Here is an 18,910-nt window from a genome sequence, read left to right as displayed (position 1 = left end):
GCTTGGAGTGTGAATGTTTCACTTGGCGCTGTCTCAGGTGTGTCTCTTATAGCTATGTTTATTAAACGCAGTGCCATTTCTGAGTCATTATTCTCGGATCTTATAGGTATGTCTTCGGAGTATAGATAGCGTACACTCAACGCAAAAAAACGATCATTTCATAGATAAAAACAACAGTTTTGACCTTTTTATGTGGGCGAGCACAGTTTTTCTTGAAAGTACGACAGAGCAGTCACTAAACAAGACCAGTAGTTACTTTTAGTTTTGCAAATAAATGTTATGATATAACATAACATATGTCTGATTGGCCATATTCTTTAAACTCCATTAAATAAATTGCAGCTTAAATCGACTCGTAAAGTATGAACAAAGTTGAAACGGTCATTCGAAGTGCGGATCAAGGTTGTCAAGCGAACGACGTTTGTTTGACTGTGAAAAGGAAGCAGGTATTGGCGGGGCCTGTCAAATCTGACAAGGCGCTTTCAGCTTATGATTTGGTGGACTTTTACAAAGAAGAGTCTGACGCAATCATCCCTGTCATGTTGGTTTATCGCATTCTAGAGTTTTTAGAGAAACAGCATCTAGTTCACAAGCTTAAGCTGGAGAGTAAGTATGTAGCATGTTCATAAATTGACGCTAATCATAACCATCATGTGTCTCAATTTCTGGTTTGTGGGAATTGCAGAAAAGTTAAAGAACTTAACATCAAACAGTCGGCAATCATTGACATGCAAGCTATTGCACAAGTGTCGGGGTTCAAGCTAATTAGTCCTCAGCTTGAAGTCAGCTGCCTTTGCGACGACTGGAGCAATGAATCTAATAAATAAACTTTTGATATGAACTCACTGAATAACGTCATTACTTCCAAGCCTTCTAGAGTGATCTTGAAAATAGTACTCGGTCTTTCACTACTACTAATTGTGATCACAGTGTATAACAGTTGGGATACCTTTGTAATTACTGTGGCTGAAATGCACAAAACACTTCATGCCTTGTTAGCTAGTCATATTAGAGCAGTATCTGAAAATGCTTTTAATTATGGAGGAGCTCTAGTTGCCTTTAGTTTTTTTTACGGTGCTTTTCATGCCGTTGGCCCTGGTCACGGTAAGGCAGTCATTTTAACTTATTTAGGCACGCATAAAGAAAGCATGTGGAAGGGTATTTTTATATCACTATCAGCCGCCATGCTTCAGTCGTGTATTGCTATTGGTCTAGTGAGTGCCCTTGCAATAGTTCTCAAATTTAATTTGGCTGAGGTGAAAGATTATGGAAATAACGTGGCAGTTGTTAGTTACTTCATGATTATCATGCTTGGATTGACGCTGGTTAGCACTTCAATTCATCGATTAAGAAAACTTCGTCATGCGAGTAAGCATTCAGATCATTATCATTATTCGCATAGTGATTCAGATAGCCATTCACATAATAGTCATACTCATCACCATGACTCTGGTTGTGGCTGTTCTCACGCACATGTGCCAGAGGAGAATCAATCACTATGGCGAACTCTCACAGTGATCTTGTCTATGGGGTTTCGTCCTTGCTCAGGTGCTATCGTAGTTTTAATCTATGCGCATTTGGTAGGCGTTTATTTCTATGGAGTGATTGCTGCACTTATGATGGGTTTAGGTACTGGTCTGTTAGTTAGTGTAGTTGCTATTGCTGCGCATTTGGCGCGATCTAAGTTAGAGCGACTTGTGGCTAGATCTAATAAAATAAGTTTTTATCCTAGACTATCTATATCCAACTATCTTCGTTGCATAGGTGGCGTTTTTTTAGTTTTTCTGGGTTGGAGCTTATATAGTGCTACATTAACTACCTCTTCTCATCAGCACTTATTCTAGTCAGCCTATGTGTATTACTTTAGACTGCCTAATTTTCGCAAAGTCCACTTAAATTAAAGTCAGTAATTGTAGTATTTAAGTAAAATGAGTATTGTGTTTTTGAGGTCTTAGTTGAAGTCTATTGATGAGTGGTACTAGGGCTTTTATATTTTAATTTTTTAGGGCCTGTTAACACTATTTGGATCATCACCCTTCGGGCCGAGATTATATTCCCGCCCAGCTTTGTTACAAGCCATTTATGTAGAATGACTACACGGCATTTTTTGTGCCTTGCTGGACGAAAAAATAGTCTACGGCAGTGGTGAGTCTAATAGTGTTAATAGGCCTGTACCATTATGTTAGTTTTTTTAGATTTTCTTATAGTGACAGGAAAACTATCCTATCATTAACAGTAAAATCTATACTTCCAGCTTCTTTATTAATAATTTTATAATTAGTCGCTAACCGGTAAATCACTCGGTACGCTGACAGGGATCAAGTCTTCTAAATCTCTAGCAGATTCTGATGTTAAGCTTTTCAAAAATGCAACCACAAGGTCAATTTCTTTCGAGCTAAGGTAACCAATTTGATTTAGCTCTCGTGAAATAAAGAGCTCCATTAGAATTTGTAAATCGTAATTATTATGTAGTTGGCTTCTTTCTAATGGGGGGAGTTGGTTGGAATCATAGTACCAAAGTGAAATACCTGGTATTAAGTGATGCTTTATAATCGATCTCAGATTATTATAAGCGCCATTATGCATCCATGGGCCTGTTAGTTCGACATTTCTCAGAGGCGGCGTTCTAAATGCAAATAAGTCGTATACATCTTCGGTTTCATGGTAGCGTCCCAGGTCTTCGTGGTATTTATTTTTACCAGGCCCAATTTGGGGGACAGCAAGGTTATAGAATTTTTGGTCGGTAAATAAAGGTCCACTATGACAGCTTGCACAGTTGCCCTTACCAAAAAATAAATTGGCGCCAAGCTTTTCCTTCAAGCTTAAAGCATTTATATCTCCTGCAACATATCGATCCCAAGGAGCGTCGTTGAAAGAAAATCCATCAATTTCAAATGCTGCTAGTGCGTTTGCCAGATGTTGAATGCCAATCTCATCTAATGGGGTTGTCGGGTAGGCTTTTTTTAGAAGTGTACGATATTCACTATATTCTAAAACCCTTTGGGTAATGCCATGCCAAATTTTAGGTAGATGACTGGTGTCACCTTTAAATGCAGGTTGGAACTCAGCCAATTCATTAAGCTCTCCCAAAACATCTACATCACCTGCCTGGCCCCTCATTTCATCACGAGAAGTTGGGGGAAACAAGGCTTGTACAGCGAGAAGGTTGTCTAAGTTATCTGGCAGTAGCCCTTTAGCTGGTGAACTAAAATCCCCAACGGCATTGACAGCCACTCGACCATCCCAAAACATTGTTTTCCATTGTTTCATACCTCTATTGAAAATCTCTGGAGCATTGCGAGGGATAAGTTCTCTAGTTTTGCCTTTTATTCTAGTATGGCCAAGCCCAGTTCCTCCTGTTCCAATAGGTAAGGATCTCGCATCTCCCCCACTCAATATAGGATGGTGGCAGGTTGCACAGGATATGTCTTTATTTCCACTCAATATTTTATCGAAAAAAAGTAATCTACCTAGCTCGATTTTATCTGGGTTGGTGATTTTTTTTAATTTTAATGGCTGTATGCCATGAGTTTCGATATGGCTCTTTAAAATAATATCTGGCGTTTCTGAAATACCTGCGCCAAATAACTTCCATGATGAAACTGAAAGACATATTACAGCCACTTTAGCAGCTAAATAAGTTTTATTCATTTGTCCCTATCTATAAATTATTAGCTATGTACTTATGTTCAGAGGTAAGCGCTTAGTCCGTTGAAAACGTTCCACTCAGAATCTTTTTTGTATGTTATAACATAACATTTTATGAATGTAAAAATAGTTTTCTTTCAAAGGTCTAGGTTTGGGGAGTGTGAGTATTTACCCTGTATATTTTGAGCTGCGCATACACAGGATAAATAATAAAGACAATGTTTTAGGGGGGGGAACTATTTAGCGATATGTGTAGTAATACAGTCTAATCCACCTTGCCTTCTTAATAAAAGCTCAGCAACATTTTCTCCTTTTTTACCAAACCTTGATATGTCTTTTGCATTATCTTGGCCGATGAAGTAGGTTTTAGTTATTCCTTGGCCTTGCATAAAGTAAGCAAAGGCTTCATTAAATAGTTTGATACTTGAGGCGTTGGTAATATAAAAAGCTCCGCTTGCCCCTGAACCTGTTATACCGTTCATGAAGTTAACTTCTCGTTTACCTGTCTGAAATACACCAGGTGCTTTGTTAACCTGTAAACCAGCGGTTGACAGCTGCTGAGCAATTTTGTCATACAGTGGTTGTAGGGTGTTTTTTTCTTTTTCTACATTCTTCTTCGCTTCTTGTAGCTCTGGGTAATATGGATCGGTCTCAGGTGTATTTCTTATGGTGATGTTTACTAGGCGTAGTGTTATTTCTGGGTCATGTATCATTACTTCTCCTGTTCTTAATGGGCGTAAGTGCATGTCAACATGAAAGCCTGGTTGAGCAATGATGACTAGGTTGTTTCTTTTAACACCAAGCTCTTTTGCCATTATGTTTTTAGTTAGTTCATTCATGGCTAAAAACTTCTTTGCCGCTGTTTCTTTATAAAAAACATCTTTATTTTTGTCGAGATAGCTGCCAGTTTCTAACTGAGTGATAGTTTGATCAACTTCAACCCCATCGAAGTGCATAGTCGCCATTTGTTGTTGAACTTGTTCTTCAGAATAAAGTGGCTTTTTCGACATGACAACTTTAACTTTGGCAAGCTCCATTTTAACTTCTTCTTCTGCTTCTTTGCGCTCACTTGGATTATTTAAATCAAAGTTAAAGTTGTTATGATGAGTTTGCGCAAAGAGTGAAACTAACGTATCCATCTGAGTAGAAGAAAGCTTTACTTTCTGTGCTTCTTTTTTAATTTGATCTCTATCTGACCCAGAAAAATATACGCGTGTTCTGTAGTTTTCAGCTGTGGTTTCTTTTGTATTCTGGTCTGCATTGGCTGGTAGATAGTTAGTTAGTTCCAGTAGCTTGATATCAACATTGATATCTGGGCCATATATAGTACCAAGTGGTGGGCTGTCAAAAGGAGCAAAGTAAAGTCTGTTTCTTGCTTTTAACTCACCTTTTTTGGCATCAATTCTTTCAGGGGTAAGCTCATTATGTAATACGGTGGTTGCTAATACTGAATCTCGACCAACAATAGCATAGGTTTCGCCATTGGCTTTTTTACCTATTAACATGTTGCCGCCATCAATGACTGAGTATGCTTTCTCAATTTTGGCACCAATTTTATCTGCTAGAACTTTTGCTCTTCTTAAGTTTTCACTACGAACGCCAAACATTTCTTTCCAACCGAAACTATGGTGGCCTTCACGAATATAACCTGGAGAGTCAGAAGGTAATGCGGTAGTAAACGCGGCTAAGTCATCTTTATCTCCGCCTTCTAGTGCTTTAACAGGTTGATAAATGTGTGTTCCATCGGCGGACATCCATTTATTATCTTCAGCCCATAATTCACCATCATTGGTTAGCTCAACGGTAAATCCTTCTGTAGTACCAATTTGCTCTAGTTCTTTAGCAACAGCCGCTGTTTCTTTATGATGTTGTGAAAGGAATATTTTTCCTATTTGGTTATTAATATCATCCAAACTATGAGGACGTGGGTTTATTAATAAAGGCTTAGATACATTCGAAGGGTGATTTGTTTGATTGTTGTCACTAGATTGAGTTGAGGTGCTGTCATCTGGAAAAATGATAGGTTTATCATCAGGGAAAATAATTTTATTTGCAGATGCTGTTCCAGATATTAATAAGGCGATAATAATAGATAATTTATTCACAAAGCTTTCCTGAGTGTAGTTAAAAATAATTTTGATAACTGGTTTTTAACTTATGTTGCACTAAATGCTGTTCATATTGGTATCCTACAAGTGACGTAGATATGAATAAACTTTACATCGATTGTAGGAAAACTTCTTTGACAAAGTGCCTTTGTGGGATTAAATAATTTTAATGGGAACGATTAAGAATATTAATCGCTAATGTCGTTATATTTGCGGGGTTGTTGTTTTGTAGTATGTGTAAAGTTAAATAATTCTATTTATAGATAGGATTTATTAGTTATAAAAAAACCCAGCTTTGCTGGGTTTTTACTAACAACGAAAGTATAACTATATTTTACTCATCCTCATCACTCGTAAAATCATAATCCATTTCGGCGGTTGGGCCTTGTAGGTAATACCCCTGAATATAATTAACACCGGCTTGCCAAAGGGTTGCTAGCATGGTGGCGTTTTCTACCATGGGAACAATGGTGAGCTTGCCTTGCCCTTGTAATGAACTGATCATGGTTTTTAAATTTTCTTGGGTTTCTGGGTTGCCAATATCACCAGAGAAGCTGCCATCGACTTTTACATAATGGACGGTTAAATGTTTTAGGGTAGTAAATGGATTGATGGCACAGCCAAAGTGGGTAATTGACACTTTGCAGCGTAGCTCATCGATTGCTTTGGTCAGCTCCTTGGCTTGTTTCATGTAAGTGGTGGCATCTTCTTCGGTAAGCTGGAAGATTATTGAGTCCCCCGGTAACCTTGCCGCTTTTAGTGCTACGCTGACCCAAGGTAGGAGGGTTTTATCTTGTATAGATGATGAACTTAAATGGATAAATAGTCTGGTTTTATGACCTTTTGCTCGGTGAGAGGCTAATAATTTTACTGATTGTAAAATCACCCATCGATCAATTTTAGTTGCCATTTGCGACTTTTCTGCGGCATCTAAAAACTCTTTGGGTGGGACTTCTTCGCCATTGGGGTTGATTAACCTTAACAATACTTCATAGTGTTCTTCACTGTCCCCCCGTAAGCTGATGACAGGCTGGAACAGCAATTTAAAGGAGTTGTCTTGCAACGCCTTTTGAATCATGGCAATGACATTGCCTTCGATAGCCTGTTCTTCCAAGTCATCTTTAGCAGTATGGAAGTGATAATTATTGCCGCCTTTGTCCAGTACTTTTTCTCGGGCTCGTTGGGCGCGGGCTAAAATATCTTTGGCTTTAGCGGTTGTCTCATTAATAATGGTAATACCAATACTACAGGTGGTTTGTGCTGTTTTACCGCCAACTTCGGAAAGGTGGTCTTCAACGCTTTTATTCACTTTGGTAGCAAGTGTGGATAGTTCAGTTTGGTTATCTGTAGGGATTAGGGCTAAGAATAAATCATCACCAGAGCGAGCCAAGATGTTTGGTGCAGGTATATGCTCTTTTAACAACGTACCAAAATCAGCAAGCACTAAATCGGCATCGGATATACCCATTTCAGTACGAATTTTATCAAAACTATCCAGGGTGACATAAAATACAGCCGCATTACCTTTACCACCAACAGCGCGGTCAATGGATTTATCTAGTTGCTCAGAAAAGTATTGTTGATTATATAAACCGGTTAGCAGGTCTTGGGTGCTGATCTCTTTCAGTTTTTCTTCTAACTCGGCATTACCTTGGTCTACCCGAATAACGATTTGGGTGCAGGGTTCACCATCAAAAGTGGCAGGTGAAAAGCTTATTTTCGCTTTAAATTTTTCACCATTTTCTTTTATGCCGTGGCATGCCAGTTCATCAGAGGCATTCTCAGTAGACTGATAATTTTTTAAAAAGCGTTTAAATTCAGCTAAATCTTCTGATGCCACCATGTCAATAATAGGGACGCAGGCTAGGTCATCTGCATCGGGGTAACCAAATAAGTCGACATAGGATTGGTTTGCGTAAATATGCATTCCTTCATGAACATAGGCAATGGCATCCATTGAACTATTGAGCAGTAGCTGACAACGCTTTTCCGTTTCGCGCAAGCTCACTTCAGCCAAGCGGCGTTGACGACGGTTTTCTAGGTTTTGTAACTCTCGGTTAGCGACTAAGACTAAACGTTCTTCCTCGTTATACAGTACAACGTCCCTAAAGCCTGCTTTTAATGCATCTGTAAAGGTCTCTTTTTGATACTCATCTTTCATTAAAATAATAGGAATATCTTTATTGAGGCGGTTGATAGTTTCATTGGCAGTATCAGCATTAATTTCATCCATAGGATGACTCGCCAGTAACAGATCCCAGGTTTGGGTTTGAATGGTCTCTTCTAAGTCGTCAATAGAGGTAACCCGGTGGGCCCGTGTGGCTTGGCCGGCATTGCGAAATAGGCTAACCATCTGCTCAGCTTCATTTTGAGAGGCTTCGACGATCAATAAGCGAATTGTATTACTGTCGTTTTGCATAGTTGCTTCAAGTTAAAGGTGTACTTCAAGGCCAGCATTTGGCATTAAAGAACCAAAATGCCGGGTTATACGTCATTAATGGTCTAACGCTTGTTGTCTTGTTACAGTTGTTCCATATAGCCACTGCATGTGCTGTATTAGGGGCTATGGTGGCCTTGTTTATGAGAATAAAGCCAGTATCTATATGAGGTATCGCACAGCGGTGCTGCTTCACGAAACTAACATAATACTCATCACAGTTTAAATGATAAATGATTTGATTTTATGTTTTTTACTCATGTCTCAATAAAGAGCTGCTAACCCCCCTCTCATTGGTATATAGACCTCTTTCTTTGGTATAGTCGTGCCTGTATCTTGTTAGCTGATAATTAACTCGTCCCTAAAAATCACTCTCCTTGACTATAGTTATATTTTCATAACATTTCCCATAAGCTGCTAAAGTCTTCATCGCTAGTGTCGTCTTTGCTATCAGTTTGTTTATGATCTTCTTTAGGGGTGTCTTGGCCCTGAAGTTCAAACATCGAAAAGCTTCCGGTACTGGTAATTTGTTGAACAAGCTGGCCTTTAAATATATCAGCCCCTTGGCTGAGCTTAACTTTGTGACCAACTTGAAAGGGCACTTTGGGTGTAATCAGACTGGCTGGCTGAGATAGCGCTTTAATAGGGGGAATAAAAAAACCTCGCATAAACTGACTGTCATCATCCACTTTTTTTAGCAGGGCAACAGCACAAGGCTTTGCATTAGGAGTCAGTAATTCAATACCCAGTTGTGCTTGCTGGTCAGAAAGTAATTTAATCCAGCGAATGACTGCTAGGCTCCAGTTGCGACTGTTGTCCTCATGCAAGCCAACAAGTTCACCCGTTTGTAACTGGTTAGGTAGATTGCCTTGCCAGTTCACACAGTAACCGCCAGGGCTGCTATTAATTAAGTCAGTTGTAAATAGTGGATACAGCTTCTTAGTTTGGCTTTCTGTTTGCTTGTTAACAGCTGACCCTTCTGTTGTACTATGGCTGCTGCCTGTTATTCGTTGGGTGTTTGCTGCAGCAAAGCTGGAAGACCAGGTATCTGTACCGCTAGCGTGGTGTTTCTGAGGTATGTCTTGCTCCGGTCCATGCAACCACTCTTTAAATTCAACTTCATCCGTATAGTAGTAATGAGTCGCACTCAGCCCTACGGTAATAATAAGCTTGCTACCAGCGCTGCTTATTCGTTTAAAAGCTCGATTTTGTAGTGGTCCCCAGGCTTTTATTAGGTGGTTAAGCAGGTCATCTGTTAACCCTTCTGGAACAGTGAGAGAGAGCGTTGCCCGTTGACCAGAGGGAGTATTGATGAACTCTTTGAGTTTATTACGTAATTCTGTAGAGTTAATTATCCGATGGCTGTCGCTTATTGGGTCACTGACAAGAGCTGTATGTTTAGGGCCAGTATCACGGTTAACAGCGATAATAAACTCGCCATGATGGCTGGTTGCCGGTGCTATTTCTATAATGTTTCCCCAAAGCTCTAAGCTATGAAATATTTGACGCAAGCTTTGTTGACGAACTTGGTTTGGGCGACTGCAGCAAAGCATAACAATTCGCTTGTAGCAGTCAGCAATTGAAATGGCGTGCTGATGAGTATTTTGGTTGTCTTCTAATAAATGGTTGAGAATTTTTTTTTGTTCAGCAAGCAGGTAAAGCTGATTCAGCTCTAGCCAGATGCTTTGAGGAACGGGAGCAAACAGCTGCAGTGCTTGTAATAGATTATGACTGATATCAGAGATGGCTCGGTGAGTTGCATCGGCTAATAACGCTTGATCTTGGCCTGTTTTATTTCTGGCAAGTAAGTCAAGCACAATGTGTTTGTAACCTGTGCTGAGGTGATACAGCAGGGTAAGCGCTAGATTAGCTACTTTACGTTGCTGCGGGCTTAATACTATAACCTGCCCAAGAAAATGCTGGCTAAGCTGGTGACAGACGTAGTAAATGGAAGGGCGAATCGACTCCATCATTTCTTGCCGAATTTCTGGGGCGACTTTCAGTTGGTTTAGCTCTACTACTGCATGATAAAGCTGCTTGGACATCATCCCTAAATTGGCTCTAGGCAAGTCATTTAGCCAGGCCTCTATTTTTCGCACATTAATTGGTGCAAAAGACAGCATGGTGCGTATTTGTTTTGGCACTTTGAGTGCTGGCGTGATGATTCCATTCATGGGCGCAAAGCAGCCGGTATTATATCCGTTATTGTTATTACTATTTATATAGACCAGTTTCGCTTGTAATCCTGAATAAAATTAAGATTAAATTATCATCAATCCTTAGCTGGTTCTCTTAACCAATGGCTAAAGCCTAATAGCCAATTAGGTGTGGTGTAAGTATGCACTTAGTGTTGAGTTTTTATGACATCAACAGAGTCAATACTGCGGACAGTTTTATAGGTGTTGTATGTTAGTGTTTACGGGGGAAGTGCTCTACTCTCATATACTTTATTGCAAGATAGCCTGAGGCTTAACATGCAATAAACTCCTCCTTCCTATGGTACATGGCCTGTAGAGCAATGTTTTATAATTCAAAAACTGTCTACAGTATTGCAGAGTAGAAGCCGCACTCTATTTAAAGCAGGTATTTAGAAATAGAGTGCAAGACTGGTGGTGAGTATGCAGTTAAGATTATAAGGCAGGTAAAATAGGCAATTTAGTCGGTGCGCCAGCTTGTTCTCTAGCAAGCTTTGGTACTAAGTAGCCAGGGCATTGTTTGAGCATCTCACCTACTAACTGCTTAGCTTCACGCTCAGATACTTCAAAATGAGCTGCGCCAAATACCCGATCTAGAAGGAACAGATAGTAAGGTAGTACACCTTGCTGAAATAACGTTTCACTCAGTTGTATTTGGGTTTCAAGCTGGTCGTTGATACCTTTTAGCAAAACGGCCTGATTAAGCAAAGTTACATTATGGTCTCTTAGCTTGTGCAAGGCTGCACAGACATCCTGATCAATTTCGTTAGGGTGATTACAATGAATAACCATGACTGGCTTTAATCTGGTTTGGGTAAACCAGCTCAGCATTTCATCGGTAATTCGCTGTGGGATCATGATGGGTAAACGGCTGTGAATTCGCAGCCTAGTTACATGAGGAATGGCTGCGATGGACTCAACCAGCCAAGCCAATCGCTTATCATTAACCGCAAGTGGATCACCACCACTGAAGATTACTTCGCTGATACTCGTATCGTTAGTGATATACTCCAGCGCAGATTGCCACTGTTGAGTATTTGGACGGTTATCCTCGTAAGGAAAGTGCCGCCGGAAACAGTAGCGGCAGTTAACAGCACAGCTGGTGCCAACAATAAGCAACAAGCGGCCTTGGTATTTGTGGATTATACCTTTAGCCACATTTTTATCTTGCTCGCCCAATGGGTCAGCAGTGAAACCAGGCTGTGGAGCAAGCTCTTGAGCAATGGGCAACACTTGTTGTAGTAATGGGTCATTCCAGTTACCAGGCTCTATTCTATTAATAAAAGGTATGGGTACTCGTAACGGAAACTGCTTGACTGCTTCAAGATGCGATGGCGCTTCAGCTGGGTTTAAGCGTAATAAATGAAATAATTCATCGGCATCAGTGACAACACTGGATAATATCTGTTGCCAGCGACTACTTGTAAAATGGGTATCAACACTGGCAGCGGTTCGAGTTATCATAGGTGCTTACAAAAACTTGTGGTGAGGAAAAATGGCAAGCTATTCTACCAACGAATTTCGTTCAGGTCTCAAAGTATTACTGGACGGAGAGCCTTGCTCGATATTAGAGAACGAATTTGTTAAACCAGGTAAAGGCCAGGCTTTTAACCGGGTTAAGCTGCGTAACTTAAACACAGGACGAGTGTGGGAGCGTACCTTTAAGTCAGGTGAAACACTTGAAGCTGCTGATGTTATCGATCTAGAGATGGAATACCTTTACTCCGATGGTGAGTTTTATCATTTCATGATGACTGATGGCTCTTATGAACAGTATGCCGCAGATACGAAAGCGGTAGGAGATACTGTAAACTGGCTAAAAGAACAAGATGTGTACACCATAACATTGTACAACGGTAGCCCTATTTCTGTTACACCACCTAACTTTGTTATTTTGGAAGTTGCTCAAACCGACCCAGGCTTAAAAGGAGATACGGCTCAAGGAGGCACCAAGCCTGCTACGCTAAGCACTGGTGCAGTAGTGAAAGTTCCTTTATTTGTTAATGAAGGCGATGTGTTGAAAATAGATACGCGTACAGGTGACTACGTGAGTCGTGCAACTAAGTAAGCCTTATAAGACAATCAGTAACCCAGGGATGGGTGCTAGCCCTCAAATGCTATCGTCGCCCATCTTTATAGAGACACATCCATGACTCAACAACTTTGGCAGCCATCTGCATCATTGGCCAATATCAAGCTGAGAGCGAATCTCCTCAAGGGAATCAGAGACTATTTTGCTAAAGAGCAAGTCATAGAAGTAGCAACACCGATTTTATCGCAAGCCGCAGTGACCGATATCCACTTAGACAGTTTTGTCACGCATTTTAAACCTATAGGTAAACCAGAAGGGCAAACACTTTTTTTGCATACCTCTCCTGAGTTTCATATGAAACGAATGCTGGCAGCTTACCATGAAGATATATACCAAATTTGTCATGTATTTCGTAATGGTGAAGCGGGTGGTAAACATAACCCAGAGTTCACTATGCTTGAGTGGTATAGAGTTGGCTATGATCACCATCAGCTAATGGATGATATGACCAAATTGCTGGCTTCCGTTGCTGATTTTACTGAACTACGAAGAGTATCTTATCAGCAAATATTTGAAGAACATTTAGGAATCAACCCACACCGTACTGCTACCCAAAAACTTGAAAAACTAGTGCATGAAAAAATTGATGATCATTTGGTTGGTTTAGAGAGAAACTCATTATTAGACCTGTTATTTACCCACCATATTGAGCCAAGCTTAGGTTGGGCTGCAGAGGGTAAGTTGGCGGGTGTTTATGTTTATGATTTTCCTGCCTCCATGGCTGCATTGGCTAGAGTCGATACAGATGTGGACAACCAGCAAGTGGCTAGTCGCTTTGAATTGTTTATTAATGGAATAGAGTTGGCTAATGGTTATCATGAGCTGGTGGATGGTATTGAGCAAGCCAAACGGTTTAAGCATGATCAAAATAAGCGTAAAGAACTTGGCTATCAGCAAAACCCTTATGATGAGCATTTATTAGGTGCATTGGCTGAAGGCTTACCGGATTGTGCGGGGGTGGCGTTAGGGGTTGATCGACTGTTGATGTTGTTGGCACAAACTAATGAAATTGCAGATGTTATAGCATTTGATTTTGAGCGCTCTTGATGTGCCATCCCTGGCTCATCAAACACTAAAAAATCCATGCTTTGGTGGTGTTGAAAACTACTTTAGGCCAATGATGAGTGTACTATGCTTTAGCTCAGGGTATAGTTGGTTAATAAGCGAGTAAGTAAACTGCTTAAACTGTTGTTCATTAGTAAAATGAAACTCCCCGTAGTTAGGGTCAAATAGAGTATATCCTGCTATTTCACCTTGAGCAGAAGCAGCCACTTTAGCTGCCAGGCCATGTCCACCACCTTTGCTGTTATGTATTGCAAGATAATATAAACCTGGCTTACTAATGGTACTTAAGTCAGCTCCTTTTACGGTATCTGATTTTTGAATATCCATTGATAATTGGTAATTTTTAAAATAATTCAGCAAAGCATAAAAGCCATGGGGAACATCAGCAGACCAGTGGGCATTCGTATTTTTATGCCCAGATTGCCCACCATAGTATTGAATGGCTAAATTCATTACCTCTTCGTGGCCTTCGGCTTTGGCATGTGCTTTTATACCATCAACAAAACCGATATCTTCATAAAAATTGATGTTGGTATGTTGGGTGGTTAACCATTTTGCAGAAAGAGCGGCACAAATACCTTCTTTGCCGAACGTTCTGTCGCCAAGAAAACGTTTCTGCTGAAACGGGGTTATCAGTTGTGCGTTACTTTTTTGTGCTGTGATGACACCTGGGTTGACCAGGGATTCGAGCGAATTAATTGATGACATCAGCTTACTGACATTAATAGGGCCATCTTCCTTAAGCTCGGGATATCGATGTAACACATAGCTGACTGTCTGAGGAGAAAAGGCATTAACAATAGCTTCTCTAATATCTGCGTTGGATCTTGGTTGGTGAGTAAACTTAAGCCCTAATTGTAACTCAAGCATTTCCTTGGTTATCTCGGCCAGTTGTTTGTTCAGTTGTTGTTTTTTAGCTAAGTTGGTCAGCTCTGTTTTTACCTCATTTCTTCTTTTTTGCTCAAAAGCTTGATAGTTTGGGTCTGCTAGCTGCTTATGCTCTTTTATTGCAGTTTTTAGTTGTGGAATTAATTTACCCCGCTGCTTGACTTCTTTGGGCTGCTTTTTTATCCAAAGCTCAAGTGCTTGTTCAAGTTGCTGGAGCTGTTTTGGGTTTTGGCTTGTTTGAGTTAGCTTTATTGCTTTTTTTAGGCGTTTAAGCTCAGAACTTTGTTTGTGGAGACTTAGCCTAAAAACAGACTTACGAAAGGTATTATTGCCAGAGTCAAGCAGTGATATAGTACAACCGAATGGAGATAGTTTTGGTTTGTTGTCTATAGCTTTGAATGCTGTTGGTGGTTGATTATTAATCAGATGTGTGGATAGACCACCTACGTTTGTCATATGCGTTATAGTTCCTGTTGTAATTATCTTGTGTGTTTGCAAATAGTAACCCGACGCTTTTGATTGAGCTTGTAGAATTAATTTGTTTTTTTTAGAAAATCTATTACAGCTGAAGAGAATCAGGCTTTGGGTTTTTGTTGTACTATCGAGCTAAACGTTTACTGATGAGTGGGTATTTTTCGGGAAGTCTTGACTAAAAAAACAACAGTTGTTTTAACGTGATTGTCTTTAAGGTAAGAAAATGGATAAATACATAATAAAAAAAACAGAAATTGATAATATGGAAGGGCTAAATAAAACCCATTTCTTAAATGCTAATGCTAAGCGCACTAATAAATCATTAGGTGATTTAACGGGATTAACTGGGCTTGGCTTTCATATTATTGAAGTGCCACCCGGTGCAGAAAGCACAGAATGCCATGCCCATAAATTTGAAGAAGAATGTGTGTATATTCTTGAAGGTGAGGCTTTAGCTGTTATTGGCGATGAATCAACAAAAGTCAGTGCAGGGGATTTTATTGGCTATAGAGCAGATGGTCTCGCCCACACCATGAAAAATACCGGAAAAACTACGCTTAAATGCATTGTGGTGGGGCAGCGTTTAAATCATGATGTGGCTGATTATCCAAACCAAAAAAAACGTATTTATCGCAATGCAGGCCAACCATGGGATTTGGTCGACCTTGAGAACATCCAGCACCCGGTTGCGGGAAAAAAATAAGTAGAAATAGTGATCAAATTGTATTAATATTCGCGCTCCACATAACTAATGTTCTAGTTGTTATGTGTCCAGGATGTATAGCTGATATGTAGGAGGTGTCCCATGGGTACTAACAATTCAAATCATAACTTCTTTTTTCGAACCAACAAGTAAACGAAAGAAAGGTTACCCTTCAGAAACTCAAGTAAAACGTGGACACAGAGTGGTCCATGGTGATAAAGATTTATCTGAAAAACTGGGTAGAAATGATCCTTGCCCTTGTGGAACTGGTCGTCGGTTTCAAGGCATGCTGTCTCAGATCAGGCAGATTTGATGGGTCGACAAGAGATCATTACTTTTAGAGAGTAATATCCGCTAGAGAAAGGCATAGCAAGCGCTATGTCTTTTTAATAGTACTCTAGTATAGAGAAGGTATAACATTTGATTAGATTCATCTGGCTATTTTTTTTCGCAAGCTTAAGTTTAAATGCGGGTGAAATTTATAAGTATAAAGATGAAAACGGTAAGTGGATTTTTACTGATAAAAAGCCTGCCTCTAATAAAGGTGAAAAAATTGAATATAAAAATGATAATAAAAAAAGAGTTAGGCCCCGTGTTTTTGTCAAGAATATTGATGGGGTGAATCAATTAATTGTTAAGAACCCTTTTTATGCGCCAATAGAAATTGAAATATATTCCAGCATATTTGATCAAAACCGCTTGCACAAAGTATTGCCAGAAAAATCAACCACAGTAGTATACTCAAGTCAGCAGAACATTCCGCGTTATCGCTATCGGTGGTTAATGGGTGATCCTGCTGCTCAAGAAATAAACTACAATTATTTGTTTCCTGTGTTATCCAAGTCTAAGCATCAAGTCACTCAGTCTTTTAATGGAAGATTTTCCCATTATCAAGCGCCTAATAAATATGCTGTTGATATTGCAATGCCTGTGGGTACCTATATTCGAGCAGCTAGAGAAGGGGTAGTAGTCCAAGTCAAAGAAGATTACCACATGAGTGGTACTAGCGGCTATTTTTTAGATAAAGCCAACTATGTTAAAGTACTACATAGCGACGGCACTTATGCTGTTTATGCGCATATTCTACTAGGCACTTCGTTAGTAAAAGCTGGCGATAAAGTGTCTGCGGGCGATAAGCTTGCCCGGTCAGGCTCTTCGGGGTTTTCGACAGGCCCGCATTTACATTTTGTTATTCGAAAAAATGCAGGAAGAAAGTTGGTCTCTGTACCGTTTGTATTTATTGATAATAATGGAAAGACCTTTACTCCTAGGAGAGGACAAAAAATAAAAGGGATATAAAAATTTGTAACTTCATACATTCTGTATAAATTAAGGGCACCTCTAAAAAATTACATTTTATAAAGGCACCCTTAAACTTATAAACTACAAGCGTAAGCATTCTCACCTTGTTCAGCTATTTCCCCCATCCTTTCTCTGTATGGCTTCATGGTTGTTTGGGCATAAGACTCTGGTGCTTCAAATACCAAAACTTCCTTTGCAAGCCCATTTCGCTCTGCTGCTGTTAATACATCTCTACAAGAGGCACATGCTGGTTTATCGACATAACCTCTTAATGTGCCTCCTGGTGCTACTTTTCCTTGTTTTTGCAGATTATAAAGGTGATGAATCGACTTAACTTCTGAGTCATAAAACCGTTTGGCACCATCAGCTGTCGTTCTTCCAGTATATGTTTTAGCTGCTTCTGCATCATATTTTGCAAAAGGATGATGCCATTTTACAGTTGGCTCTATAGTATCTGGAAGCTTGTTACTTCTTGCGTACCATCTAACTGTTTTGCCATTGGGAGGTTTATATTCCCAAAATGAAATTGTGCCTTTTTTTATAGTGTTATTAGTAATGTTTTTATACTTTACATTACCAATCTTACCTTTTTGTTCAACATGGTAATGGGTTTGCATTCTAATACCTGTTTTAAGCCGATTATCCATCCATTTTGTAGGCTCTACAGTAGTGATTTCGATAGCTTGTAATGGCAGGTTTATTAAAAGGCTAAAAAGTGCTGATATTGTAGTAAGTTTTTTCATAATCATGTACCTTATAAACGACAGAATTGACCTTGATATTCTTCTGCTGCTAAAGCTTCTTCAGAAGCGGCTTCAGACTCTAAGGCAGTTACTTCTTCTTGCTCTAGTAACCCTGCTTCTGATAGTTCTGTAGCCTCGGCTGCTTCAAAAAAGTCTAAGAAAGCAGCTCCTAAACCATCAATGGCAAAAAATACTCCAACCAGTTCCAATAGTTTCTGTCCAAAGGTAGGCTTTTGGTTACTCCTTTTTAAACGCTGATGATCAATTTTCAGCTGTCGTGGAAACCAGCGGTCATATAACTGCTTATTTGACATGTCACTGAGGCAGAATCTGTCGACATAGCTTTGGTCATAAATATGAGTTCCTTCTTTGGTGCAAACAGCCCCAAATAAAAAGCCTGCGTCATTTCGGTAGGCTGCTGCTAGCCTTACCAAGCGAAAGGCTGTCGGTAGTTTGCCTTTAAACTGGTAGTTTCCCTGAGATAATTGAAAGCTCAAATAGTCATTGAGAGAATGTAAGTCTTCTGCATTGATTGTTTTACCATTAGTAGTCAAATTTGCTAATGCAGTTGTATCGATACCATTAATGAACCATTGATTTTCAGGTATTAGCTGCTGTTGTTCTCTCATTAGTTGAGCTGCCATGGCATATTTAGCTCTCATGGCAATGCCTGGGATTTTATCCTTAACGATATTATAAATGTCGTCATCAACACCCGCGAGTTCACGTTGTAATGATATAAACTTATCAGGTGCACCGGGTGATGTAGCCTTTTCATAACCTAATTGCTTTTTTAATTCTGCAAAAAAAGGGTAGGTACCTGGTGGATGATTTTGCGTCATTACAAAAACATCCCAAGCACTTTCAGCACTTGATAGAATTTGTTTTTCTTGATTAGTGGCGAGCTGGGTAACTGCGCTGTAGTCTCTGGCTGATGAATATAATTTATTGGGCTCAACTAATAAAAGGTTTTTAAGCCGTGTGTCTGTTAAGTTGTGTTGGTTTCCACTGTGTTTAATTGCCCAGCGTAATGCTTTCACAGGTGAATTTAGCTGTTTGGCTTCACTAAACGTTGGTTCACGGGCAGATGCATTGCTTATCACTGAGCATAAGCAGGTGCATACGACAAATAATTTATACTTATTCATCATAAATTTTCCTTCGATTTATTGTTGTTTGGTTTTTCTGTAATATTACAACTTAAATATTAAGTTAAATAATATAGCTGTCATGAGTTATCTTAATGAATCATACT

At 39.7% G+C, this 18,910-nt stretch carries 15 protein-coding genes; 7 read left to right on the top strand and 8 right to left on the bottom strand.

Annotated elements, in window-relative coordinates; translation table 11 throughout:
• Positions 1 to 362 precede the first annotated feature (362 nt).
• Together ORQ98_RS04950 and ORQ98_RS04945 are read left to right on the top strand one after the other, a co-directional pair.
• Positions 363 to 629, top strand: coding sequence for a transcriptional repressor (locus ORQ98_RS04950; RefSeq protein WP_274687674.1), 267 nt, complete (start codon positions 363 to 365; stop codon positions 627 to 629).
• Positions 630 to 884: 255 nt separating this feature from the next.
• Positions 885 to 1,844, top strand: a complete 960-nt coding sequence (locus ORQ98_RS04945; protein WP_274687673.1) for a nickel/cobalt transporter — start codon at positions 885 to 887, stop codon at positions 1,842 to 1,844.
• A 433-nt stretch (positions 1,845 to 2,277) separates the two neighbouring features.
• On the opposite strand, the gene ORQ98_RS04940 is transcribed toward ORQ98_RS04945, so the two are convergent.
• The 5 genes from ORQ98_RS04940 to epmB form a co-directional block, all read right to left on the bottom strand.
• Positions 2,278 to 3,651: a cytochrome-c peroxidase gene (locus ORQ98_RS04940; protein ID WP_274687672.1), complete on the bottom strand. Its 1,374-nt coding sequence runs from the start codon at positions 3,649 to 3,651 to the stop codon at positions 2,278 to 2,280.
• Between the two features lie 233 nt (positions 3,652 to 3,884).
• Positions 3,885 to 5,753 carry a hypothetical protein gene (locus ORQ98_RS04935; RefSeq protein WP_274687671.1) on the bottom strand — a complete coding sequence of 623 codons (1,869 nt, stop codon included), beginning with the start codon at positions 5,751 to 5,753 and terminating at the stop codon, positions 3,885 to 3,887.
• A gap of 337 nt (positions 5,754 to 6,090) precedes the next feature.
• Positions 6,091 to 8,175, bottom strand: coding sequence for an EAL domain-containing response regulator (locus tag ORQ98_RS04930; RefSeq protein WP_274687670.1), 2,085 nt, complete (start codon positions 8,173 to 8,175; stop codon positions 6,091 to 6,093).
• A gap of 413 nt (positions 8,176 to 8,588) precedes the next feature.
• The gene (locus ORQ98_RS04925; RefSeq protein WP_274687669.1) at positions 8,589 to 10,367 is read right to left on the bottom strand and encodes a hypothetical protein; all 1,779 of its coding nucleotides are present in this window, start codon (positions 10,365 to 10,367) and stop codon (positions 8,589 to 8,591) included.
• Positions 10,368 to 10,823: 456 nt separating this feature from the next.
• Positions 10,824 to 11,852, bottom strand: a complete 1,029-nt coding sequence (gene epmB / locus ORQ98_RS04920; protein WP_274687668.1) for an EF-P beta-lysylation protein EpmB — start codon at positions 11,850 to 11,852, stop codon at positions 10,824 to 10,826.
• 31 nt (positions 11,853 to 11,883) lie between these two features.
• Between epmB and efp the strand changes: the two genes are divergently transcribed.
• Entirely contained in the window at positions 11,884 to 12,456 is a 573-nt protein-coding gene (gene efp / locus ORQ98_RS04915) for an elongation factor P (protein WP_274687667.1), read from the top strand.
• Positions 12,457 to 12,537: 81 nt separating this feature from the next.
• The gene (gene epmA, locus ORQ98_RS04910) at positions 12,538 to 13,527 is read left to right on the top strand and encodes an elongation factor P--(R)-beta-lysine ligase (RefSeq protein ID WP_274687666.1); all 990 of its coding nucleotides are present in this window, start codon (positions 12,538 to 12,540) and stop codon (positions 13,525 to 13,527) included.
• A 57-nt stretch (positions 13,528 to 13,584) separates the two neighbouring features.
• Here epmA and ORQ98_RS04905 read toward each other — a convergent pair whose 3' ends face one another.
• Complete coding sequence (locus tag ORQ98_RS04905; protein WP_274687665.1) at positions 13,585 to 14,889, bottom strand: YopT-type cysteine protease domain-containing protein; 1,305 nt, start codon at positions 14,887 to 14,889, stop codon at positions 13,585 to 13,587.
• 241 nt (positions 14,890 to 15,130) lie between these two features.
• Between ORQ98_RS04905 and ORQ98_RS04900 the strand changes: the two genes are divergently transcribed.
• The 3 genes from ORQ98_RS04900 to ORQ98_RS04895 all read left to right on the top strand — a co-directional run bounded on the left by ORQ98_RS04900 (position 15,131) and on the right by ORQ98_RS04895 (position 16,909).
• On the top strand, positions 15,131 to 15,610 hold the full coding sequence (locus ORQ98_RS04900) for a cupin domain-containing protein (protein ID WP_274687664.1): 480 nt from the start codon (positions 15,131 to 15,133) through the stop codon (positions 15,608 to 15,610).
• A 202-nt stretch (positions 15,611 to 15,812) separates the two neighbouring features.
• Positions 15,813 to 15,923 carry an SEC-C metal-binding domain-containing protein gene (locus tag ORQ98_RS29545; RefSeq protein WP_425347664.1) on the top strand — a complete coding sequence of 37 codons (111 nt, stop codon included), beginning with the start codon at positions 15,813 to 15,815 and terminating at the stop codon, positions 15,921 to 15,923.
• Positions 15,924 to 16,030: 107 nt separating this feature from the next.
• The gene (locus ORQ98_RS04895) at positions 16,031 to 16,909 is read left to right on the top strand and encodes a peptidoglycan DD-metalloendopeptidase family protein (RefSeq protein ID WP_274687663.1); all 879 of its coding nucleotides are present in this window, start codon (positions 16,031 to 16,033) and stop codon (positions 16,907 to 16,909) included.
• A 77-nt stretch (positions 16,910 to 16,986) separates the two neighbouring features.
• Here ORQ98_RS04895 and ORQ98_RS04890 read toward each other — a convergent pair whose 3' ends face one another.
• Both ORQ98_RS04890 and ORQ98_RS04885 read right to left on the bottom strand, forming a co-directional pair.
• Positions 16,987 to 17,655, bottom strand: coding sequence for a hypothetical protein (locus ORQ98_RS04890; protein ID WP_274687662.1), 669 nt, complete (start codon positions 17,653 to 17,655; stop codon positions 16,987 to 16,989).
• Between the two features lie 11 nt (positions 17,656 to 17,666).
• Positions 17,667 to 18,806 (bottom strand): hypothetical protein, encoded by a 1,140-nt coding sequence (locus tag ORQ98_RS04885; protein WP_274687661.1) that lies wholly within the window; start codon positions 18,804 to 18,806, stop codon positions 17,667 to 17,669.
• Between the last annotated feature and the right edge of the window lie 104 nt (positions 18,807 to 18,910).

It is taken from the genome of Spartinivicinus poritis, assembly GCF_028858535.1.
Classification (GTDB): domain Bacteria; phylum Pseudomonadota; class Gammaproteobacteria; order Pseudomonadales; family Zooshikellaceae; genus Spartinivicinus; species Spartinivicinus poritis.
The sequence above is the reverse complement of the archived record's forward strand: the minus strand, read 5'-3'. Positions and strand labels throughout refer to the sequence as shown.